This window comes from Bradyrhizobium sp. USDA 4461, assembly GCF_054055655.1.
On sequence record NZ_JBSRXM010000001.1, the window covers coordinates 5,911,694 to 5,934,057 of the forward strand.

The following is a 22,364-nucleotide window of genomic DNA, read 5'->3' on the forward strand; positions in this document are numbered from 1 at the left end:
GCGCCAAACTCAAAACACAGGTGTGCGGACGTCGCCCACCTAGCCGGGGGGCGAAACAGATATGAGATTGATCCTTTTGGGGCCGCCGGGCTCGGGCAAGGGAACCCAGGCGCAGCGGCTGGTGCACCGGCACGGCATCGTTCAGCTCTCGACCGGCGAGATGCTGCGCGCAGCGGTTGCCGCAGGCACCCCGGTCGGCTTGCAGGCCAAGGAGATCATGGCCAATGGCGGCCTGGTGCCCGACGAGGTGGTGGTGGGAATCATCGCCGACCGGATCGAGGAGCCCGACGCCAAGAAGGGTTTCATCCTGGACGGTTTCCCGCGCACCGTGCCGCAGGCCGAGGCGCTCGACGAGCTGCTGCGGAAGAAGCACCTCAAGCTCGACGCCGTCGTCGAGCTGCGCGTCAACGAGAGCGCGCTGCTCGCCCGCGTCGAGAAGCGTGCCGAAGAGACCCGCGCCCGCGGCGAGGAAGTCCGCCTCGACGACACGCCGGAAGTGCTGACCAAGCGGCTGGCGCAGTACCGCTCGCTGACGGAACCGCTGATTCACTATTACTCGGAGCGGCGGAAGCTTTTGACGGTCGATGGCATGATGACCATCGAGCACGTCACCCGCGAGATCAACCGGATCCTGACCGCGCTCGGCGCGCTGGAACCCCGGGAACACGAGGATCACGCCCCCAAGGCGGCCAAGAAGGCCGCCAAGACGGTGAAGAAGACAGCGAAGAAACCGGCCAAGAAGGCAGCCAAGGCGGCCCAAAAAGCCGCAAAGCCTGCTCGGAAGGCCGCCAAGGCGCCCTCCAAGGCCAAAGCGGCCAAGAAGGCTGCCGGGAAGACTGCCAAGAAAGCCCCAAAGAAGGCCGCTCGCGCGGCGAACGCCCGGAAGGGGGCAAAGACCGCCAAAAAGGCCGCAAAAAGCTCACGAAAAAGCGAGCTAAACGCTAGGAGCGGTTGACGAAACCGACATGAATCCTTTAATAAGCCCCGCATCCAAGTGGATAGTTTTATGACGATGCCGGGCCCCAAAGGACATGAGGGGTGGGCGTCGTGTTCGCGTTTGTGGACACAAGCCCGCAAGTAGCAAGAACTTGAGAAGCCCGTATCCGTGATGGAGCGGCGACAGGAGAGAAGTCCGTGGCCCGTATTGCCGGCGTCAACATTCCGACCAACAAGCGCGTGCTGATCGCGCTTCAGTACATCCATGGCATCGGCCAGAAGAACGCGGCCGACATCATGGAGAAGGTGAAGATCCCGGTGGACCGTCGCGTCAATCAGTTGACCGACCAGGAGGTCCTCCAGATCCGCGAAGTCATCGACCGCGACTATCTGGTCGAGGGCGACCTCCGTCGCGAGGTCGGCATCAACATCAAGCGGCTGATGGACCTCGGCTGCTATCGCGGCCTGCGTCACCGCCGCGGTCTGCCGGTCCGCGGCCAGCGCACCCACACCAATGCGCGCACGCGCAAGGGGCCGGCCAAGGCGATCGCCGGCAAGAAGAAGTAAGTTTTGCGAATTGCAGGTGGGGGGTAGCGAATCGAAATTCGCTACTCGCTATTTGCGTTTTGAGGTGTAGCCGCTGGCACTACGGCGGCGTTGAGATCACAGGAAAGGTTTGAAATGGGCAAGGAAGCCACCCGCGTACGCCGCCGCGAACGCAAGAACATCGCCTCCGGCATCGCGCACGTGAATTCGTCGTTCAACAACACGACCATCACCATCACCGACGCGCAGGGCAACACCATCGCCTGGTCGTCGGCCGGCACGATGGGCTTCAAGGGCTCGCGCAAGTCGACCCCCTATGCCGCGCAGGTCGCGGCCGAAGACGTCTCCAAGAAAGCGCAGGAACACGGCATGCGCACGCTGGAGGTTGAAGTGGCCGGCCCGGGTTCGGGCCGTGAGTCGGCGCTGCGCGCGCTGCAGGCTGCGGGCTTCACCGTCACCTCGATCCGCGACGTGACCACGATCCCGCACAATGGCTGCCGTCCGCGCAAGCGTCGGCGCGTTTGATCTGTAAGTCGCGGGCGGCCCTTGGCCGCCCTGCGATGGTTTTTGGAATTGACCGCGCGGACTGATCCGCGATCTCCAACGCCAGGCTCGGCCATTCGCGTGGCCCGAACGACCGGCAAAGGGTGAAAAAGTGACGATCCAGAAAAATTGGCAAGAACTCATTCGACCGAACAAGCTGCAGGTGACGCCGGGCTCGGACGCGAGCCGGTTCGCCACCGTGGTCGCCGAGCCGCTCGAGCGTGGCTTCGGCCAGACGCTCGGCAACGCGCTGCGCCGCATCCTGCTGTCCTCGCTGCAGGGCGCCGCGGTGCAGTCGGTGCACATCGATGGCGTGCTGCACGAGTTCTCCTCGATCGCCGGTGTCCGTGAAGACGTCACCGACATCGTGCTCAACATCAAGGACATCTCGATCAAGATGCAGGGCGAAGGCCCGAAGCGCATGGTCGTGAAGAAGCAGGGCCCGGGCGCCGTCACCGCCGGCGACATCCAGACCGTCGGCGACGTCACCGTGCTCAACCCCGACCTGCAGCTCTGCACGCTGGACGACGGCGCCGAGATCCGCATGGAGTTCACGGTCACGACCGGCAAGGGCTACGTCGCCGCCGAGCGCAATCGGCCCGAGGATGCGCCGATCGGCCTGATCCCGGTCGACAGCCTGTTCTCGCCGGTCCGCAAGGTGTCCTACAAGGTCGAGAACACCCGTGAGGGCCAGATCCTCGACTACGACAAGCTGACCATGACGATCGAGACCAACGGCGCGATCACGCCGGAGGACGCGGTGGCCTATGCCGCGCGCATCCTGCAGGATCAGCTCAACGTGTTCGTCAACTTCGAAGAGCCGCGCAAGGAAGTCACGCAGGAGATCATCCCCGATCTCGCGTTCAATCCGGCGTTCCTCAAGAAGGTCGACGAGCTCGAGCTGTCGGTGCGTTCGGCAAACTGCCTGAAGAACGACAACATCGTCTATATCGGCGACCTCGTGCAGAAGTCGGAAGCGGAAATGCTCCGCACCCCGAACTTCGGCCGCAAGTCGCTGAACGAGATCAAGGAAGTGCTGGCCCAGATGGGTCTGCACCTCGGCATGGAAGTGCCGGGCTGGCCGCCGGAGAACATCGACGAGCTCGCCAAGCGCTTCGAGGATCATTACTGAGCGAATTGGGAGTGGCGAATAGCGAATAGAACACCATTCGCTACTCGCCATTCGCTATTCGCTGTCTTGGGCGAACGCGGGATGCCCACCTGCACTTGTCGCTGAACCACCGCGACAGAATTGAAGAAGGAAGAAGTCAATGCGTCACGGCAAGGTTCATCGGAAACTCAACCGCACCGCCGAGCACCGGCGTGCGATGTTCGCCAACATGGCGGCCGCACTGATCAAGCACGAGCAGATCGTCACCACGCTGCCGAAGGCCAAGGAGCTGCGGCCGATCGTCGAGAAGCTCGTCACCCTCGGCAAGAAGGGCGGGCTGTCGCTGCGCCGCCAGGCGATCTCGGAGCTGCGCGACCTCGACCAGGTCAAGAAGCTGTTCGACACGCTGGCGACCCGCTACAAGGACCGCCAGGGCGGCTACACCCGCATCATCAAGGCCGGCTTCCGCTACGGCGACAACGCACCGATGGCCGTGATCGAGTTCGTCGATCGCGACGTCGACGCCAAGGGCCAGGACTCGGGTCCCGCCCAGGACAAAGAAGCCGAGGCGGCGTAAGCCGGTCTACGAGCCAAGGTTTGAAAGCGGCGCCTTCGGGCGCCGTTTTTGTTTGGTCAGGAGAAATGGCTCTCTCCCCGCGGTCGTCCTGGCGAAGGCCAGGACCCATAACCCCAACAGCTCATTGTTGACGCTGGGGCCACGTTCCCGCTCACCATCGAAGGCGGTGGTAATGGGTCCCCTGAGTTCACAAACGAAGTGCAACACTTCCTTGAGGAGGTGTTGCGATGGGGCGGAGTTACGAGCAGCTATCCCTGGACGAGCGATGCGAGATTGCCCGGCTTTCAGCCAATGGCAGCTCGGTGCGGCAAATCGCGGCAGCTCTGGATCGCTCGCCATCAACGATCTCTCGGGAGCTGAACCGCAATTCTGGCGCCCAGGTCGGCTACAAACCCAGCTATGCCCAGCAACAGATGCGAGCGCGGCGCTGGACGGGCGTACGCCTCGAACGGGAGCCCGGCCTGCGCCGCGCGGTCTTGGAGCGCCTTGGTCGGGGCTGGTCGCCCGAGCAGGTCGCGGGCCGGCTGGCCCGCGAACACGGCCGCAAGGTGATCTCCCACGAGACCATCTACCGCTTCATATACGCCCAGATCCGACGCACCTCGGACTTCAGCTGGCGGCGTTATCTGCCACGCGGCAAGAGCAAACGCGGCTACCGCGGCAAGAAGGGCGGCAGTCCCGCAAGCTTCATAGAAGGCCGTGTTTCCTTGAACAAACGGCCTATCGAGGCCGCCGATCGCAATGCCCCCGGTCATTGGGAAGCCGACCTGATGATGTTCTCCAAATACGGTCAGGCGATCCTGACCGTGCACGAGCGCACCTCGCGCCTGCTGCTCGGCATCCGCATCGCCAGCAAGCTCGCGCGCGGTATCGCCCGTCATCTCGTCCGCTTGTTTGCTGCCTTGCCGGAAGGCCTGTGCCAGACCGTTACCTTCGACAATGGGACCGAGTTCGCCTGTCACCTGGAGCTGCACCGCCTCGCGATCGAGACCTTCTTCTGCGATCCGCACGCGCCCTGGCAGAAGGGCGGCATCGAGAATGCGATCGGTCGGATGCGCCGCTTCATTCCACGCAAAACCGATCTCGCGACCTTCCCGACGCGCCGCCTCCGCCAGTCGATCAACGCCTACAACAACACCCCGCGCAAATGCCTTGACTTCCAAACCCCTCTCGAGGCCTTCTCTCAAGTGTTGCACTTCGAGTGTGAATCCACCTCCTGGCCTTCGCCAGAACGACCTCGCTGTGGCATGTTCCTCACGCGTCGGTGAGATGCAATTGCGATGCATCATGCCGCGCCCGATATCTCCGTCACCATCAATGGAGATGAAGTCATGAAAATCGACCTTTCCGGAAAGACTGCGCTGGTGACCGGCTCGACCGCGGGCATCGGCAACGCCATCGCCAGGGGGCTGGCAGGAACCGGCGCCGAGGTCGTGGTCAACGGCCGCGGTCAGGCCAAGGTCGATGCAGCGGTCGCCGCGGTCGCGAAGACCGTGCCCGGCGCCAAGGTCCGCGGCATCGCCGCCGACGTCTCGACCGCGGAGGGATGCAAGACGCTGCTCGCGGCGCTGCCCGAGGTCGACATCCTCGTCAACAATGCCGGCATCTTCGAGCCGAAGGGCTTCTTCGATATTCCCGATGAGGACTGGAGCCGCTTCTACGACGTCAATGTGATGTCGGGCGTGCGGCTGTCGCGCGGCTACATGCAGGGCATGCTGAAGCGCAACTGGGGCCGCATCGTCTTCATCTCCTCGGAATCGGGCCTCAACATCCCGACCGAGATGATCCACTACGGCATGACCAAGACGGCGCAGCTTGCGATCGCGCGCGGGCTTGCCGAGCTGACCAAGGGCACCGCGGTCACCGTCAACTCCGTGCTGCCCGGACCCACCATGTCGGAAGGCGTCGAGACCTTCATCAAGGACCTCGCCAGGCAGAACGGGCAGTCGGTCGAGGAGGCGGCCTCCAACTTCGTCAAGCAGCACCGGCCGACCTCGCTGTTGCAGCGCCTTGCCAGCACCGAGGAGATCGCCAACCTCGTGGTCTATGTCTGCTCCAAGCAGGCCTCCGCGACCAACGGCGCCGCGCTGCGCGCCGAAGGCGGCATCGTCAATACCATCGCGTGAGGCCGCATGCCGGCCTATGTGATCTCGGAAGTCGAGATACGGGACGCTGCCGCGTTCGAGGTCTATCGCACGCTGGCGGCGAAGACCATCGAACAGTATGGCGGGCGTTACATCGTGCGCGGCGGCGGCGCCGAACTGGCGGAGGGCGGTCCGCCGCCGAAGACAATCATCATCGTCGAATTTCCGACGATGGCGCGTCTGCGCGAATGGTACGCGTCCGCGGAGTACGCGGAAGCGCTCAAGCATCGGTGGACGGCGCTGGAGCGGCGGCTGCTGTTTGTCGAGGGCGTGCCGCCGGTTTAGCTATCCCTTCGCTCCGTCCAGGAACTCGCTGAACCCCGCGGGACGGTAGGGGCCGAAGCAGATCTGCTCCAGCACGCCGATTCCGGTCTCGCCGCCCTGGCTGGCGCGCACCACCTGCTGCACGTGGACGTTCTCGCGGGCCAGCGGGTCGAGCGTCAGGGGATCGAACGACTCGCCGCCGATTTCGAGCTCGCCCTTCCACATGCCCTGGCCCCATTGCGGATGGCCGTAGCCGAGGCCCTTCATCTGGAATTTGAGGATCGGGTCGAGCGCGATGGTCGTGGTGTGGCCGTCGATGTCGACCAGGTCGATTTCGGCCGAGCGCGCCAGCCGCGTCTTTGGCACATAGGTGACGCGATGCCGTGCGGTCGCCATGCGGCGATCGAGGCCGTCGATGACGCCGGGGATCTCGGCCTCGCTGCGGTAGAGCGGCGCGGTGATGCCTTCGCGGACCAGCGCCTCGCCCTGCGTGCCGTCGAAGAAGATGGCGTGCGAGATGTGGTCGTCCCAGACCAGTGGCGCCCACAGGAAGAACACGCTCGGCAGCGGCATCGGCGCGCCGCCGACGTCGCGCTCGCCGACATTGCGTACGCCCCAGGAGCGATCCTTGGTGCCGTAGCATGTCTGATCGTCGACCTTGATCTCGGCGTCGGGGTGGCGGATGACGCCGCTCCAGCGGCCGAACTGGTCGAACCGGGTCGCATCCATCGCGCGGCGGTCGCCCGACCACAGCGTCTGGCGCGCTTCCTGGATCGCGGCCGTGCGTGCGGAAAAGGTCAGGTCGCAGGCTAGGCCGGTCGCATTGTCGTCGAGCACGACGCGGGTCCGCAGCATCGGTTCGAGCACCTCGAGCCGGAACGGGCCGACCTGCATCTCGGTGCGCTCGAGCGGCGCGCGCCGCGAGCCGTAGAAGCAGTGCTGCCGTCCGCCGCGCTCGACGACACTGAAGGCGCAGTCGAGAATCCTGCGGTGCGGGTAGATCGCAATCCCGATGCCGAAATAATACGCGCCGTCGGCGGTGTAGCCGTTGAACCAGGTCCGGTCATAGACATTGCGGTCGCTGGTCGAGGGAACCGCGATCGGCTCGGGCGTCTGGTGGATGGGGAAGTCGTCCAGTTTGTTGAGCACGCGATCCCTTTCGATGTCTTGACGCGGTTTCCTCACGCGAACCGCTTCAGTCCTGCCAATATGCAAAACTGTCGTGGTCGAGCGCTTGCGCGCAGGCGCCGCGGGTCATCTTCAGGAACAGCGCGTCGCCGCGCTCGGAGCGCTGCACACTGAGCGCCGAGACCACGCCCATCATGATGCCATGCAGCGTGTAGCGCCGGTAATCCCGCCAGCATTGATCCCAGCCGTAGTCGCGCACGCCGCGCCGGATCAGCTCGGAATGATAGAGCCGCACCAGATCGGATTCATGCAATCGCCGTTCGGCTGGATCGATTCCGGCCGACAGGAAATAGGCGACGTCGACCATCCCGGGCCCCACCGTCAGCGTCTGCCAATCCAGCGTCGCCATCGGACGGCTGTTGCCGCGGACGTCGAACAGCATGTTGTCGAGCCGGAAGTCCGCATGTTGCAGGGTTCGCGGCACCGATCGATCGGCCTGATAGCGCGGGATCGCGTCCGGAAGCCGATCGATCAGATCGAGGAATTCGGGCTCGATCACGCCGCGATAGCGCTCCTTGTAGTGGCCGATAATGCCGGGCAGCACCGCGCGCAGGTCCTTGCGCCGGCTGGCAGCAACCGTGAAGCATTGCACGGCATCGAGCGTCGGATCGTTCCAGCGTGGCGCGTGCAACGCGGCGGCCTCACGGATCGCGGTCTGGCAGTCCGCGATTGTGCATCCGGCGAGCTGGTCGCCCGGGCGTGCGGGGGCCAGATCTTCCAGGATCAGCGTAAAATCGTCGGTGGCCGGATCGATTTCGGCGAGGATCGGCCGCGGGGTGTGAATGGCAACCGTTGTTGCCAGCTCGCGATAGAACGCGACCTCGCGGACGTAAAGCGTGTGCGCGGAACCGGAATGGCGGCTGTCGGGATCTGCGGCCGGGAATTTGCCGACCACGCTCGCGGGCGCATTCGGCTCACAACCGTCATAGCTCAGGTGAAATCGATAGCTGTCGCCCACGAGGCCGTTGCCGACCGGATTGCACACGAGATCAGTGACCCTGACCTGGTCGATCGCACCGCCCGTGCGCAGCACCCGCGTCATCCACTCCGGATCGATCCGCGACGGATCGGCCGTGAGCAAACGCATCGGTTTCCTCCCATCCCCGTGAGCGTCACCACCGTTCCAGCCACGCTTTGCATCGGCCGGATTGAAGACGGGGTGATCGTTGCGCAAATCATACAGGCGCCGGCGGCTTTGGCAAAAGCCACAAGCAGGCCTGTGGGGAAGTCATGTAGGGCGGCTTGGCTGCGCCTACCGCGCTGCAGCCGATTCTCCACAGATCCTGCGGCCCAGCCGTCATTGCGAGCCACCCGATCGGCGCGAAGCGCCGCCGGATGACAGGCTCCGCGAAGCAATCCATCTGCCCGCAAACGCGGTTGGATGGATTGCTTCGTCGCTATCGCTCCTCGCAATGACGACGGGGGCAGAACCATGACGCAGTAGGCCCAATCCACCCACCGCAGCGGGGGCTACCAGCCCTCCAGCACAATCTTGCCACGCGACTTGCCGCTCTCCAGCAGCGCGTGGGCGCGCTTGAGGTTGGCGGCGTTGATGGTGCCGAAGGTCTGGTCGAGCGTGGTGCGCAGCACGCCCTTGTCGATGAGGTCGGCAACGTCGTTGAGCAGGTGATGCTGCGCGATCATGTCCGGCGTCTGGAACGAGGAGCGCGTGAACATCGATTCCCAGTGCACCGACACCGCCTTGCCCTTGAACACGGCGACGTTGAATTCGGCGGGATCATCGATCAGGCCGAACTTGCCTTGCGGCGCGATGAAGTCGGCGATCGACTTGTAGTGTTGGTCGGTGAAGGTGAGGCTGGCGACCAGGCCGACCGGCGCCAGCTTCAACGTCTCGATTTGCTCCTTCATCGGCTGCGAGTGGTCGATCACCGCATGTGCGCCGAGATCGCGACACCACTTCTGCGACTCCGGCCGCGTCGCGGTTGCGACAACGGTGAGGCCGGTGAGGCGGCGGGCAAGCTGGATCAGGATCGAGCCGACGCCGCCGGCGCCGCCGATGATCAACAGCGTGCGCGGATCGAGGCTCTTGCCGGGTACGGCGCCGAGCCGGTCGAACAGCAGCTCCCAGGCGGTGATCGAGGTCAGCGGCAGGGCAGCGGCCTGCGCGAACGACAGCGAGGCCGGCTTGTTGCCGACGATGCGCTCGTCGACCAGGTGAAATTCCGAATTGGTGCCCTGGCGCTGGATCGAGCCCGCGTAGAACACCTCGTCGCCCGGCTTGAACAGCGACACGTCGGGTCCGACGGCGTCGACCACGCCGGCCGCATCGAAGCCGAGGATCTTGTAGCTCCCGTCGGTCGGCGCCGCGCGCTTGCGCACCTTGTAGTCGACCGGGTTGGCCGAGATCGCCTTCACCGCGACGCGGATGTCGCGTCCCTTCGGTTCGGGCTTGGCGATCTCGAAATCGACGAGCGACTCCGCCGCCTCGATCGGCAGCGACTTCTGGTATCCGACGGCCTTCATGTTGGTCTCCGTGATGGGCGATTGCCTGCCGTGATACCTGTCGCGCTGGCGTCCTTTTGGCAAGTACTGTAAAATCAGGGAACTAGTCACTGTTTGTATACTATTGGGAAAATACCGATGAAACGGAAGAATTTTGCCCGCCGGCCGGGCTGCGCGGTCGAGGCGGCGCTCGACCTGATCGACGGTAAATGGAAGGGCGTGATCCTCTATCACTTGCAGGCCGGCACCCAGCGCTTCGGCGAGCTGCGGCGGCGGATGCCCGGCATCACGCAACGCATGCTGACCAAGCAGCTGCGGGCGCTCGAGGACGACGGCCTCGTGATCCGCAAGGTCTATGCCGAGGTGCCGCCGCGGGTCGAATACACGCTGTCCGAACTCGGCGAGAGCCTGCGCCCGGTGATCGATATTCTGAAAGCCTGGGGCGAGGGCCATCAGGAGCGGCTGTCCTGTGCGCCGGCGCCGGAGGTCGTGGTGAAGAAGAAGCGCGCGGCTTAGCACTCCAAAACGAAACGGCCGGAGCAATGCCCCGGCCGTCTGTTTGTTAGCGACAGATCACACTGCCTCAGAACGCGACCTGCGTGCGCAGCGCGACCGCGTCGAATTTCGACCCGGCATCCGCGCTCGACGTCGCGGAAGCCTGCTTGGCGACGTCGCCGTGCAGATAGTTCAGCATGAAGCGAACGTTGTTGTTGACGTACCAGTTCAGCGCGGCGGTGTAGACGGTCTGCCGTCCACCGGCGACGCCGACCGCCTGGCCGACCTGGTCGTTGAGGTTCATCGTGCTGACGCGGCCGGCGATTTCCCAGGCGCCGATGCCGCCGCCGGCGAGCGAGACCGGATCGTGCGGCTTGATTCCGCTATAGGAGGCCGTCGCCGCATTGTAGGCGTGGTTCTCGCCGGTCAGCACGTAGCCGACCTGCGCGTAGCCGCCGTCGAATTTCAGGCTCGGCGCGCCGAACGGCGGCAGGCCGGTATTCGCGGAGCGGTCGACGTTGAACCAGTAGTACTCGCCCTGGGCGATCAACGGGCCATAGGTCGCCGCCGCCTCGACGCCGTAGACCTGGGCGCCGGAGACATTGGCGATCGCGCCGGTCGAGATCAGCGTCGTCGGATCGATGCGCAGCTCGGGCCGGTCGCTCAGCGTGAGCGTCTGCGCCTGCGTCAGCTGGTTGCGCGGCGGCTGCACCAGCCATTCCGCGTCGGCGCCGATATGCACCGAATAGTTCTTGCCGCTGATCGGATTGCCGGCGACGCGGACGACGCCGCCATACTGCTCGGAGGTGCCGGCCGGCGAGGCCGACGAGGCGGAGTGGATCGCGCCGGTGGTCGGTCCGGTGACGTAGCCGCCGATCCAGAGCTGGTCGTTCCACCAGCGGGTGCCGGCGCCGGAGCGGAAGTCGCCGGCGGCGATGTTCTGCGCGATGATGCCGACCGAGGCGCGCTCCATGAACAGGATGTCGTTGGAGCTGGTGGCTTCGTCGAGCGTCCACGGGATATCCATGATGCCGCCTTCGATCGCCATCTTGCCGCCGAACGGCTTGAAGCCGGTGTAGCTCAGATAGGCGTTCTCGATGCCGGAGGTGCCGCCGCCGGGCAGCGATCCCGCTGCCGCGCCGCCGAAGCCGTCGGACGAGCCGCCGAAGTCGTAGATCAACGCGTAATTCCAGTCGCCGAGGAATTTGCCGACGATGCCGATGCGCGCGCGGCGCACGTTCTCGCCGCTGTCGAGCTTCTGCGGCGAGGTGGCTGCGGTGTTCGGCCGATAGTCGTAGCCGCCGACATCCCAGTGCACGCGACTGGTGATCGCGACGCAGTTCTGTTCGTCCGCGGTGCAGATCGTCGGCCGGTTGTTCGGCATCGTCACCACGACGCCCGACGGCGCGACCGGGCCCTTCACCGGGATCGCGGCGTTGGCGCTTGCGACGCGCGCGGCCTTCGCATCGGTTGCCTTGGCATCGGCCGCCTTCGCGTTGGCGTTCGCGCTGGCCGCGGTCGCGGTGTTGGCATTGGTCTGCTTCTGAAGTTTATCGAGCTTCTGCTCGAGCATCTTCAGCTGCTGCTTGAGCAGCGCGATCTCCGCGTCGCTGCCGCCTCCGGCCGATTGCGAATAGGCCGGCGAGGCGGCGAGCGCCCCGGCCAGCCCGATGGCGATGGCACCAAGTTTTGTTGCACCCATTGTGCACCCCTGTTGTGTTTTGAAGTCCCCACTCACTCACCGAGACGTCCTAGGAGTCGAACGTGACTGACGCACGACAGCGATTTCGAGCCTCGCAGTTCCGCTTGTTGTCCGCAGGCAACAAGCGGCGCGGCGCAGTGAGATGACAGCCATCATAGAAGCCTGGCGGCGCGCTTCAACGCGGCGGCCAGGGGTTTTGCACCGGTCCGGCAGGGGCGGTTTATCCGGTCGGGCGCCCTTCATTTGCCCGGCGAACGCGCCTATATTCCGGCGTTTCCTCGAGAGGTGAGAATGCTCCGACCCGTCCGTTTTGCTGCCATATCCGCCCTGTGCACATTGGCTTTCATGGGGATTCTATCCCCGGCCGCAGCCCAGGACCGCCGCGTGCCGTCCTCGCAGGCCGAACTGCAATTATCCTATGCGCCGATCGTGCAGCGGGTGCAGCCGGCGGTGGTCAATGTCTACGCCGCCAAGATGGTGCAGAACCGCAATCCGTTCCTGGACGATCCGATCTTCCGCCGCTTTTTCGGCGTGCCCGGGCAGCAGCCCGAGCAGATGCAGCGCTCGCTCGGCTCCGGCGTGATGGTCGATGCGTCCGGCCTCGTGGTCACAAACAATCACGTGATCGAGGGCGCCGACCAGGTCAAGGTCTCGCTCGCCGACAAGCGCGAATATGAGGCCGAGATCGTGCTGAAGGACAGCCGCACCGACCTTGCGGTGCTCAGGCTGAAGGAGACCAACAAGGAGAAGTTCGCAACGCTCGACTTCGCCAATTCCGACCAGCTGCAGGTCGGCGACGTCGTGCTCGCGATCGGCAACCCGTTCGGCGTCGGCCAGACCGTGACGCACGGCATCATCTCGGCGCTGGCGCGTACTCAAGTCGGGATCACGGATTATCAATTCTTCATTCAGACCGACGCCGCGATCAATCCCGGCAATTCGGGCGGTGCGCTGGTCGACATGACCGGCCGGCTCGCCGGCATCAACACCGCGATCTTCTCGCGCTCCGGCGGCTCGCAGGGCATCGGCTTTGCGATCCCGGCCAACATGGTGCGCGTGGTGGTGGCCTCCGCCAAGAGCGGCGGCAAGAATGTGAAGCGGCCATGGCTCGGCGCGCGGCTGCAAGCGGTCACGCCGGAGATCGCGGAGACGCTGGGGCTGAAGTTGCCGTCCGGTGCGCTGGTCGCCAACGTCGCGCCGAACAGCCCGGCGGCGAAGGCCGGGCTCAAACTGTCCGACCTGATCGTCGGGATCGACGGGACGCCGGTCGACGATCCCAACGCCTTCGACTACCGCTTCGCCACCCGTCCGCTCGGCGGCAGCGCCGAGATCGAGGTGCAGCGTGCCGGCAAGCCGGTGAAGCTGACCGTGCCGCTGGAGACCGCGCCCGACACCAACCGCGACGAGATCGTGCTGACCGCGCGCTCGCCGTTCCAGGGCGCACGGGTCGCCAACATCTCGCCGGCGCTCGCCGATGAGCTGCATCTCGATGCCGGCGCCGAGGGCGTTGTCGTCACCGAGCTCGCCGATGACGGCACCGCCGCCAATGTCGGCTTCCAGAAGGGCGACATCATTCTGGCGGTCAACAATGAGAAGATCGTGCGCACCAGCGATCTCGAGAAGGTATCGAAGGCAGGCTCGCGGATCTGGCGCATCACGCTGGTGCGCGGCGGCCAGCAGATCAACGTGACGCTCGGCGGATGAGCCCAAAGAGACCGCGCGACGCGCCGAACCTGTTCGCTGCGGCGGGGATGGAGCAGGACGCGCCACACCCGCTGCCGGACCGGCTGCGCCCGCGCACGCTGGCCGACGTCGTCGGGCAGGATCACATCCTCGGCCCCGACGGCGCGCTGACCCGCATGCTGGAGACGCGCACCTTGGGCTCGCTGGTGTTCTGGGGACCGCCCGGCACCGGCAAGACCACCGTGGCGCGGCTGCTCGCCGACGCCACCGAATTGCATTTCGAGCAGATCTCCGCGGTGTTCTCCGGCGTCGCCGATCTGAAGAAGGCGTTCGATGCCGCGCGTGCCCGCCGCGAGACCGGCAAGGGCACCCTGCTGTTCGTCGACGAGGTGCACCGGTTCAACCGCGCGCAGCAGGATTCCTTCCTGCCCGTGATGGAGGACGGCACCGTGGTGCTGGTCGGCGCCACCACGGAGAACCCGTCGTTCGAGCTCAACGCGGCGCTGCTGTCGCGCGCCCGGGTGCTGGTGTTTCATTCGCTCGATACCGCGGCGATCGAGCGGCTGTTCGCGAATGCCGAGAAGATCGAGGGCAAGGCCCTGCCGCTCGATGCGGAGGCACGCGCCGTGCTGGTGCGCATGGCCGACGGCGACGGCCGCGCCTCGCTGACATTGGCCGAAGAGGTCTGGCGCGCCGCGCGGAAGGGCGAGGTGTTCAACGCCGAGCAGTTGCAGGCGATCCTGCAACGCCGCGCGCCGATCTACGACAAATCGGCCGACGGCCACTACAATCTGATCTCGGCGCTGCATAAGTCGGTGCGCGGCTCCGATCCGGATGCGGCGCTGTATTATCTCGCGCGCATGTTCGACGCCGGCGAGGATCCGCTGTTCCTGGCGCGACGCGTGGTACGCATGGCGGTCGAGGATATCGGCCTGGCCGATCCGCAGGCGCTGGCGGTCTGCAACGCCGCCAAGGATGCCTATGATTTCCTCGGCTCGCCGGAAGGCGAGCTCGCGATCGCACAGGCGGTGGTCTATCTCGCCACCGCGCCGAAATCGAACGCGGTCTACACCGCGTTCGGTGCGGCGATGCAGACCGCCAAGCAGGGCGGCTCGCTGTTGCCGCCGAAGCACATCCTGAATTCGCCGACCAAGCTGATGAAGTCGGAGGGCTATGGCTCCGGCTATCAATACGATCACGACGCACCCGACGCGTTCTCCGGCCAGGACTATTTCCCGGAAGCGCTCGGCCGCCAGACCTTCTACGATCCGCCCGACCGCGGCTTCGAGCGCGAGATCAGGAAACGGCTGGATTATTGGCAGCGGCTGCGCAAGGAGCGCGGCGGCTAGCGCTTCACTTCACCAACTGGGCGGCCGCACTTCACCAACTGGGTGCCCGCCAGCGCCGCTATCGAAGGTCTCATTGCGGGGGGCGCCCCCATCGCTTGCCGCAGCCGGCGCGACCATGGCCGATGTTGCGCCGGAATTGTACCGATTTCGCCGTGACGATTCGCGGCATTTGCGCTAGGCACAATGCAGGTCTGGAGCCGAAACACCATCATGAGCCGCCGCATCAAGAGAACCACATCGCCGGGCGATCGCGCCAAAGGGCGCGACAAGGGCCGTGACCGTGCCGGCGAACACGGCAAGGATCGCAGCAAGGATCGCAGCAAGGGCGGATCGGCACAACGCGGCCGCAAGCCGGACGATCGCAAAGCTGACCGCAAGTCGGGCGACCGTCCGTTCGCGCACCGTGCGCCGGGAAAGCCGCCGCGCTTTGCCGAGCCGCGCCGCGACCGCGGGGAGCGGGTCGAGCCCGCCGCCGCGAAGCCCGCGGCCGAGCAGCTCTTGCCGACCAAGGTGCAGACCGTCGTCGTTACCGCTGACGAGAACGGCATGCGCGTCGACCGCTTCCTCGAGGCGCGGTTTCCCGGCCTGTCGTTCTCCCACATCCAGCGCATCGTCCGGAAAGGCGAGCTTCGCGTCAACGGCAAGCGCGCCGATTCCAAGGACCGGCTGGAGGAAGGCCAGAGCGTGCGGATCCCGCCGCTGCGGCTCGATACGCCGAAGACGGTCGGTACGCTCTCGGAGGCCGAGGCGAAGACGCTGCAGGCGCTGAAGGAGATGACGCTGTACGAGGACGACGACGTGCTGGTGCTGAACAAGCCGGCCGGTCTCGCCGTGCAGGGCGGCTCCGGCATGACGCGCCATGTCGACCAGATGCTGGAGGTGATGCGCGATGCCAAGGGGCAGAAGCCGCGGCTGGTGCATCGCATCGACCGCGAGACCTCCGGCTGCCTCTTGATCGCCAAGACGCGCTTCGCTGCATCGTTCCTCACCGGCGCCTTCCGCCACCGCTCCGCGCGAAAAATCTACTGGGCGCTGGTCGCCGGCGTGCCGAAGCCGAAGCAGGGCCGCATCTCGACCTACCTCGCCAAGGAGGAGAGCGAGGAGGACAGCATCATGCGGATCGCCGAGCATGGTGACGAAGGCGCCAGCCACGCCGTGACCTATTACGCCGTGGTCGAGGCTTCCGCGACCAAGCTCGCCTGGGTGTCGCTCAAGCCGGTGACCGGCCGCACCCATCAATTGCGCGCGCACATGGCGCATATCGATCACGCCATCGTCGGCGACCCCAAATATTTCAACAAGGAGAACTGGCAGCTGCCCGGTGGCCTGCAAAACCGGCTGCATCTGCTCGCCCGCCGCATCGTGATCCCGCACCCGCGCGGCGGCGTGATCGATGTCAGCGCGCCGTTGCCGCCGCACATGCTGCAATCCTGGAATCTACTCGGGCTCGAGGCCGATCGCTTCGACCCGATCGAGAACGCGCCCGAGGAGTGACGAGGCGGGCGCGCTGCCCCAATATCCCTCGCGCACAGCAAGAACGATCAAACCGCGCCGCACACAGCCTCTATGGTGCCGCGCGCCGGACCGTTGCCGGCGTGCAATCCTGAAAGAGGCTGTCCATGACCGGGATCCGGCTACGCGTCGCGCTTGTTCTCATTGCCTTGGTCGCCACGACGGCGACTTCAGATGCCGAAACCATGGTGCTCCGCGGCGGCACGCTTTACGCATCGGCCGATGCGGCGGCGCTGCCGGATGCGGTGATCGTGATATCGGACGGCGTCATCAGCGCGGTCGGCAAATCAGGCGAGGTCACGGCGCCCCCGGATGCGCGCGTGATCGATTGCAGCGGCAAGACCATCGTCGCCGGGTTCTGGAACAGCCATGTGCATTTCACGGAGCGTGTCTGGCACAACGCCGGCGCAGCGCCGGCCGCGGTGCTGACACAGCACATGCAGGAGATGCTGACGCGGTGGGGGTTCACCACGGTCTGGGATCTCGGCTCCGATCCAAACGACACGTTGCCGCTGCGCAAGCGCATCGCGGCGGGCGAGGTCGCGGGTCCGACCATCCTGCTCGCCGGCAACATTTTTCCGAAGGGAGGCCATCCCGTCTACGTCCCGAGCGAGGTGCAACTGCCCGAGGTCGCGACGCCGGAGGAGGCCGCAAAATGGGCGCGCGACTGGCTCGCGATAGGCGAGGACGGCATCAAGCTGTTCACCGGCGCGTTCATGGGCGACAAGCCTGTCATCAACATGGATCCCGCGATTGCCAAGGCGGCCGTCGACGTCGCGCATGCGCAGGGCCGCCCGGTGTTCGCGCACCCGCAGAACAAGGTCGGCGTCGAGACGGTGATCGCATCCGATGTCGACGTGCTTGCGCACACCACGCCGAGCGAGCGCGCCTACACCGACGACCAGCTGGCGCGGTTCAAGGCGCAGGGCACGGCGCTCATTCCGACGCTCGGGCTGTTCACCACCGTCGTGCTCGATCCCAACGTCACCAACCGTCTGATTGCTGCGACCGTCAACCAGCTCAAGCAGTTCTCCGACAACGGCGGCACGGTGCTGTTCGGCACCGATGTCGGCTTCACGACGCAGTACGATACCACGCAGGAAGTCCGGCTGATGCACCGGGTGCTGTCGGAGCGCCAGGTGCTGGCGTCGCTGACCACCAATCCGGCGCGGTTCTTCAAGGCGGCGAAGAAGGGCAAGGTCGAGCAGGGCTTTGACGCCGATCTCGTGGTGCTCGACGGCGATCCACTCGCCGACGTCGGCAATCTCGCGAAGGTGAGCACGACGATCCGCGCCGGCCACGTGATCTATCAGAAGCCGTAACGGCCGGCGGGGACACTTCAACGGCAGCTTGGACGCATTCGGCAGTCACGCGAACCATTGCCGCCCAGTCGGGAATCCGTAGCTCGATGAGCCAACGGGTCGCGCGAACGCGCGCCCGATGACAGGCTCCGCGACATCCGGGAAAGCCCGTTCCCGTCTATCGCTGCGCTCATGCGGCCTCCACGCCAATCGCAAGCCCGACAAAACGAAATCCGCCGGCCTTTCGGGCCGGCGGATCGTTAGGTTGCGAGGTGCGGTCGTCAGTTGTTCCAGTTACCGCCCCGATCGTTGCCGTCGCCATCGTGATGATGATGGCCGCCGCCGTCGAAGTCGAAGAAGTCGAAGAGATCGCTGAGCGCCGGGCTGTTGACCGGAACATAGGGATTGCCGGGCGCCGTGACCGGATTCGGGTAGTTGTCGCGGCTGCGGTTGGTGATCGGCTCCAGGCGCCAGTTCCGCTCGATGAATTTGATGATCGAGACGTGATCGGCATATTCATGCGAGATGTGGCCCTGCCGCGCGAACGGCGACACCACGATCAGCGGAATGCGGGTGCCGTCGCCGAAATAGTCGAGCGGCTGCACATAGCCGGAATCGAAGTATCCGCCGCCTTCGTCGAAGGTGATGAAGATCGCGGTGTCCTTGGCGTAGTCCGAGGCCTGGACCTGGTCGACGATCTTCTTGGCGAAGCCCTCGAACAGATTGAGCTTGGACGACGACGGGTGACCGTCGGTGAAGCCGCTCGGCTTGACGATGGAGACCGCCGGCAGCGAGTGCTTGGAGAGGTCGGAGTACAGATCAACCGAGTCCTTGATGTGGGCTGCGACCTGTTCCGGATGCGACATGATCGAGGTGTCGTACTGGAACGGATTGCAGATGTTGCAGTACTCGTCGGCGGTCGGGCCGGCGACGCCCCAGTTGAGCTGGTAGGGATCGTTGACGTAGTTGTTCCACTGGTCGCCGTAATACTTCCAGGAGATGTTGCGCTCGTTCAGGCTGTCGCCGATGCTCTTGCGGGTGGACGGCGGGATCGTGAACGGCGTGTTCGACGGATTGGTGTCGGTGTAGGCGTTCTTGCCGTTGCCGAAATAGCCGGGATTGTAGTTGTTCAACAGATAATAGTGGCCCGGTTCGCAATTCGCGTTGATCCGGATGTTCTTCAGATAGTCGAGGATCGGCTTGACGCCGGGCTGGGTCGGATCCGAGCAGTCGCTGTAGGAGCCGCCGCCGGACACCGGGCTGGTCTGGTAGGGCGGGGGATAGCCGCCATTGCCGCCGGCGCCGTAGCCGTCCTCGGTGTACCAGTTGTTGGTGCCGGAAGCCGGATTCGGATTCTCGATCTGATGGACGATGCCGGCGTCCGGCGTGCCGCCGAACACTTGCGTGCCGTTCGGCGGCACCGCGGCGTTGCCGTAGGTGTCGCTGAAGTAGATCATGTCGGCATGACCGAGCATGATGTGGTTGGCGCCGGTGCCGCCGTTGACGGACTGGTGGAAGTTGTCGCTCATCGCATATTTCTGTGCCAGCGAGGTGAAGTAGGGCACGTCGCCCTTCTGCACATTGTAGAAGCCGAGCGCCGTCGAACCCTCGCCGGTGGTCGTCGCAGTCGGCGAATACTCGGTGGAGAAGTTGGAGGGCTGCGTCGCGCCGTTGGCGCCGGCGCCGACGGTCACTTCAACCCAGGCGAACAGGTTGCCGCCGCAGCCCGACGGATTGTCGCGGCTGGCCGCCGAGTGGTTGCAGTTCAGCTGCTGCCACATCTGGTAGAAGCGATGCACCGGGCTCGCCGAATAGGAGTCGTAGGGCATCGCCTCGCCGTTGGTGAGCTGGAACGGGCCGGCCGGCAGCGCGCTGACATTGGTGATGCGCTGGTCGGGGGTCTGCGAGGTCTGGCCGGTGCCGCCGGACAGCAGGTATTGGTAGTATTCGGACGGCAGGCCGGATTCCGACTGCTGCGCAAGCGCAAGCGACGCCTCGCAGCTGGTGATCGGCGAGCTGCCGCATTGGTTCGGGATGTAGGAGACCTTGGGGCCGCCGACCAGCGGCGCCGGCAGCTGGTCCTTGGGGAAGTTCTGCTTCGGCGGGCTCAGCAGGAACGCATCGTTCGGGCCGTTATCCATCGCCGCCTGCTGGTGCGCCCTTTCGAAGTTCGGACCGGGAATCGCGTTCTTGTTGGCGTCGAGCTTGACGATGCCCTGCGAGAGCAGGTTGAACACGCTTTCGCCGGAACGCTGCGGCACGTAGGTCGCGAACACATGGTCGAAGCTGCGGTTCTCGCCGACGATGACGATCACGTGCTTGATCGGGGTCCGGGTTTCGTGTCCGCCACCATGGTGATTCCAGTCTTCCGCAAGCACCGGGCCGGCGGTGAACTGACCCAGCGCCAGCGCGCTGAGGGTGAGGCGGCATCCCTGCAGCCAACGTGACTTGTGCCTGTCGCGCATTAAAGCTCTCCTTTTTGCTCGTTGAGCGGCTTGGTGGAACTTGCGGTGTCTCGCGGCACGACCTTGATCCGTCCCATCATGCCGCCGTCCTCATGCTCGAGGACGTGGCAGTGGTAGACGAAGGTGCCGACGATGTTGGGATCGCGGAAATCCATGCGCAGGCGCACGCTCGGATATTTCAGCATCCGGCCGTTGTAGTAGGGGACGTTGACGGTATCGCGCAGGAACGGCTCGTTGACCGCGACGCCGGACCAGTCGAGCAGCTGGAAGTGCAGCTGGTGGATATGGAAATCATGCAGCTCCATCGAGCGGTTCTCGATGATCCAGTCCTCGACGTCGCCCTGTCTCACGGTGATGTCGGGACTATCGGATTGCGGATCGAACGGCTTCGGGGTCTCGCCGTCGACCGTCATGAAGAACTTGGTCGGGCTGTTCGGATCGTTCGGGTTCTCCGGCTGTTCGGAGAAGAACAATTTTCGCACCCGCACCGGCGCGACGTTGCCGACCCAGGGCCGCTCCGGCCGCGGCATCGGCTCGGCATGCGCAGGCAGCGCGGCCTGCGGCGCGGCGGCATCCGCTGAGGCAGTGATGGCAACCAGCGCGCGATTGGGATCGTTCTCGCCGGCGGGCCCGGTGTCGACCGCACGCGTCACCAGCAATGCCTGTGAGCCGGCCGGCGGTCCTTCGACGATGAACTCGGCGCGCGAGCCCGGCGGCAGGCCGATATGGTTGACCCACTGCACCGGCGGCGACGGGCTGCCCTGGAATTGCAACGGCATGCCGTCGAGGGCGACGATGCCGATCTGCTGCGGTGCGCGGCCGACCAACAAAGCGAGGTTGAGATAGGTGATCGCGGAGGCGTTCAGCACGCGCCAGAGCTGCCGCTCGCCCGGCTTCATCTTCAACTGGGCCGGCGGATAGTTCGGATAGGGCACCGGCACGAAGTTGACCGAGAGATCCTTCGACGGCTTGCCGAAGCCGGTGCCGGAGTTGGCGACATCGCCGTCATTGTCGAGCTGGCTCTTGGTCATGACCGGCTCGAATCTCGACGGCGGCGCGTCGGGATTGACGAGGTCCTGGTCGCGGATCACCAGCACGCGCTCGGGCAGGCCAGCGAGCTGCGGATCGGCGCGCTCGATGCCTTCGATGATGATGGTGCCGGAGGCACCGCCGAGCACTTGCGTCTTGCTGAAGCCGTGCAGATGCGGGTGATACCAATAGAGTCCGGGCGGCGCGTCGTCCGGAATCCGCAGGCGGTATTCGAACGGCGCATCGTCGGGCTGAATCGAGGTCTTCAGCACATCATCCTGATGGCAGACCGGCGGCACTGTCAGTCCGTGGAAGTGCAGATTGGTCGAGATCGGCGTCATCGCGCCGCTTGCGCAGGCATCGACCTTCGGCCTGGTCGTGCAGATCGGCGCGCCCGCGAGAGGCTTGTCGATCGCAGGCGTGGCTGTATCGAGATCGACGAGGTCGTTCTTGAAATGGATGACGAGCTGATCGCCGGGCTTCAGCCGCAGCGTCGGCGACGGCTTGCCGTCCGGCGTCAGGTAGCAATAGCGGCTCGCTCCATCGGCCAGCTTCTCGTCGTGGATGCCGAGGTCGGTTTCGAGCACGCCGTCGCGGCTGCGCAATTCGCCGGGCTCGTTGATCGTGCTGCCGGGGTCGGGGCGGGCACAGACGTCCGGTTGTGCTCGCGGCGCATCCTGCAGGCCGGTTGCACCGAACAAGGCCGTCACGCCGCTCGCAGCGAGCCCGAGGCATGCCGCAGCGATGACACAACACACGGTCGAAAGTCGTCGCGCCACGCCGCCCCGCTTATGCGCCGCCACGCGTGCGCAAGCGCGCGACCGGCGTCACGGGTGACGTCAGTTCACGTCTTGCGACCGCAGGGGTCGGCAAATGCTTCTGTTTGGTATCGGAAAGCTAGCGGCGCGTTGTTGCCGAAATCTGGCAAGTATTTAACACGCAGATGACAGAAACTTGCGGCACTTCGACGCAGAAGTGCGCGCAACGTTCAAACCTGCTGAGCGATCAATCGGATGGCCCATTCACCGACTGAATTGCGGAGATACGGAGACGCGC

The 22,364-nt window shown here is 65.2% G+C and carries 19 protein-coding genes; 13 read left to right on the forward strand and 6 right to left on the reverse strand.

What is annotated here, in order from left to right:
- Nucleotides 1-61 precede the first annotated feature (61 nt).
- The 8 genes from ACVINW_RS27660 to ACVINW_RS27695 all read left to right on the forward strand — a co-directional run bounded on the left by ACVINW_RS27660 (nt 62) and on the right by ACVINW_RS27695 (nt 6,142).
- A complete protein-coding gene (locus tag ACVINW_RS27660) occupies nt 62-955 on the forward strand; it encodes an adenylate kinase (protein ID WP_456754202.1) in 894 nt (297 codons plus the stop codon).
- Between the two features lie 179 nt (nt 956-1,134).
- A complete protein-coding gene (gene rpsM, locus ACVINW_RS27665) occupies nt 1,135-1,503 on the forward strand; it encodes a 30S ribosomal protein S13 (protein WP_016843766.1) in 369 nt (122 codons plus the stop codon).
- 114 nt (nt 1,504-1,617) lie between these two features.
- Entirely contained in the window at nt 1,618-2,007 is a 390-nt protein-coding gene (rpsK, locus tag ACVINW_RS27670) for a 30S ribosomal protein S11 (RefSeq protein WP_006021048.1), read from the forward strand.
- Nucleotides 2,008-2,137: 130 nt separating this feature from the next.
- A complete protein-coding gene (locus ACVINW_RS27675; protein WP_018272129.1) occupies nt 2,138-3,157 on the forward strand; it encodes a DNA-directed RNA polymerase subunit alpha in 1,020 nt (339 codons plus the stop codon).
- Between the two features lie 139 nt (nt 3,158-3,296).
- Entirely contained in the window at nt 3,297-3,713 is a 417-nt protein-coding gene (gene rplQ, locus ACVINW_RS27680) for a 50S ribosomal protein L17 (RefSeq protein ID WP_456754203.1), read from the forward strand.
- A gap of 227 nt (nt 3,714-3,940) precedes the next feature.
- Entirely contained in the window at nt 3,941-4,981 is a 1,041-nt protein-coding gene (locus tag ACVINW_RS27685; RefSeq protein WP_456754204.1) for an IS30 family transposase, read from the forward strand.
- A 63-nt stretch (nt 4,982-5,044) separates the two neighbouring features.
- Entirely contained in the window at nt 5,045-5,839 is a 795-nt protein-coding gene (locus tag ACVINW_RS27690; protein ID WP_456754205.1) for an SDR family NAD(P)-dependent oxidoreductase, read from the forward strand.
- Nucleotides 5,840-5,845: 6 nt separating this feature from the next.
- Nucleotides 5,846-6,142: a DUF1330 domain-containing protein gene (locus tag ACVINW_RS27695; protein WP_456754206.1), complete on the forward strand. Its 297-nt coding sequence runs from the start codon at nt 5,846-5,848 to the stop codon at nt 6,140-6,142.
- On the opposite strand, the gene ACVINW_RS27700 is transcribed toward ACVINW_RS27695, so the two are convergent.
- The 3 genes from ACVINW_RS27700 to ACVINW_RS27710 all read right to left on the reverse strand — a co-directional run bounded on the left by ACVINW_RS27700 (nt 6,143) and on the right by ACVINW_RS27710 (nt 9,793).
- The gene (locus tag ACVINW_RS27700) at nt 6,143-7,270 is read right to left on the reverse strand and encodes a hypothetical protein (protein WP_456754207.1); all 1,128 of its coding nucleotides are present in this window, start codon (nt 7,268-7,270) and stop codon (nt 6,143-6,145) included.
- A 46-nt stretch (nt 7,271-7,316) separates the two neighbouring features.
- Entirely contained in the window at nt 7,317-8,396 is a 1,080-nt protein-coding gene (locus ACVINW_RS27705) for a phosphotransferase family protein (protein WP_456754208.1), read from the reverse strand.
- A 383-nt stretch (nt 8,397-8,779) separates the two neighbouring features.
- Nucleotides 8,780-9,793 carry a zinc-binding alcohol dehydrogenase family protein gene (locus ACVINW_RS27710; RefSeq protein ID WP_456754209.1) on the reverse strand — a complete coding sequence of 338 codons (1,014 nt, stop codon included), beginning with the start codon at nt 9,791-9,793 and terminating at the stop codon, nt 8,780-8,782.
- Between the two features lie 117 nt (nt 9,794-9,910).
- Here ACVINW_RS27710 and ACVINW_RS27715 point away from each other — a divergent pair, with 117 nt between their 5' ends.
- Nucleotides 9,911-10,288, forward strand: coding sequence for a winged helix-turn-helix transcriptional regulator (locus ACVINW_RS27715; protein WP_021081638.1), 378 nt, complete (start codon nt 9,911-9,913; stop codon nt 10,286-10,288).
- 67 nt (nt 10,289-10,355) lie between these two features.
- Here the strand turns inward: ACVINW_RS27715 and ACVINW_RS27720 are convergent, their stop codons facing one another.
- Nucleotides 10,356-11,969 (reverse strand): OprO/OprP family phosphate-selective porin, encoded by a 1,614-nt coding sequence (locus tag ACVINW_RS27720; RefSeq protein ID WP_456754210.1) that lies wholly within the window; start codon nt 11,967-11,969, stop codon nt 10,356-10,358.
- A gap of 345 nt (nt 11,970-12,314) precedes the next feature.
- Here ACVINW_RS27720 and ACVINW_RS27725 point away from each other — a divergent pair, with 345 nt between their 5' ends.
- The 4 genes from ACVINW_RS27725 to ACVINW_RS27740 all read left to right on the forward strand — a co-directional run bounded on the left by ACVINW_RS27725 (nt 12,315) and on the right by ACVINW_RS27740 (nt 17,835).
- On the forward strand, nt 12,315-13,673 hold the full coding sequence (locus ACVINW_RS27725; RefSeq protein WP_456754211.1) for a DegQ family serine endoprotease: 1,359 nt from the start codon (nt 12,315-12,317) through the stop codon (nt 13,671-13,673).
- A complete protein-coding gene (locus ACVINW_RS27730) occupies nt 13,670-15,001 on the forward strand; it encodes a replication-associated recombination protein A (RefSeq protein ID WP_456754212.1) in 1,332 nt (443 codons plus the stop codon). The genes ACVINW_RS27725 and ACVINW_RS27730 overlap by 4 nt, the downstream gene beginning before the upstream one ends.
- Nucleotides 15,002-15,211: 210 nt before the next feature.
- Nucleotides 15,212-16,495 carry an RluA family pseudouridine synthase gene (locus tag ACVINW_RS27735; RefSeq protein ID WP_456754213.1) on the forward strand — a complete coding sequence of 428 codons (1,284 nt, stop codon included), beginning with the start codon at nt 15,212-15,214 and terminating at the stop codon, nt 16,493-16,495.
- 125 nt (nt 16,496-16,620) lie between these two features.
- Nucleotides 16,621-17,835: an amidohydrolase family protein gene (locus tag ACVINW_RS27740; RefSeq protein ID WP_456754214.1), complete on the forward strand. Its 1,215-nt coding sequence runs from the start codon at nt 16,621-16,623 to the stop codon at nt 17,833-17,835.
- 260 nt (nt 17,836-18,095) lie between these two features.
- Here the strand turns inward: ACVINW_RS27740 and ACVINW_RS27745 are convergent, their stop codons facing one another.
- Together ACVINW_RS27745 and ACVINW_RS27750 are read right to left on the reverse strand one after the other, a co-directional pair.
- On the reverse strand, nt 18,096-20,279 hold the full coding sequence (locus ACVINW_RS27745; protein WP_456754215.1) for an alkaline phosphatase family protein: 2,184 nt from the start codon (nt 20,277-20,279) through the stop codon (nt 18,096-18,098).
- Nucleotides 20,279-22,018, reverse strand: a complete 1,740-nt coding sequence (locus tag ACVINW_RS27750) for a multicopper oxidase family protein (protein WP_456754216.1) — start codon at nt 22,016-22,018, stop codon at nt 20,279-20,281. Before ACVINW_RS27750 ends, ACVINW_RS27745 begins: the two co-directional genes overlap by 1 nt.
- Between the last annotated feature and the right edge of the window lie 346 nt (nt 22,019-22,364).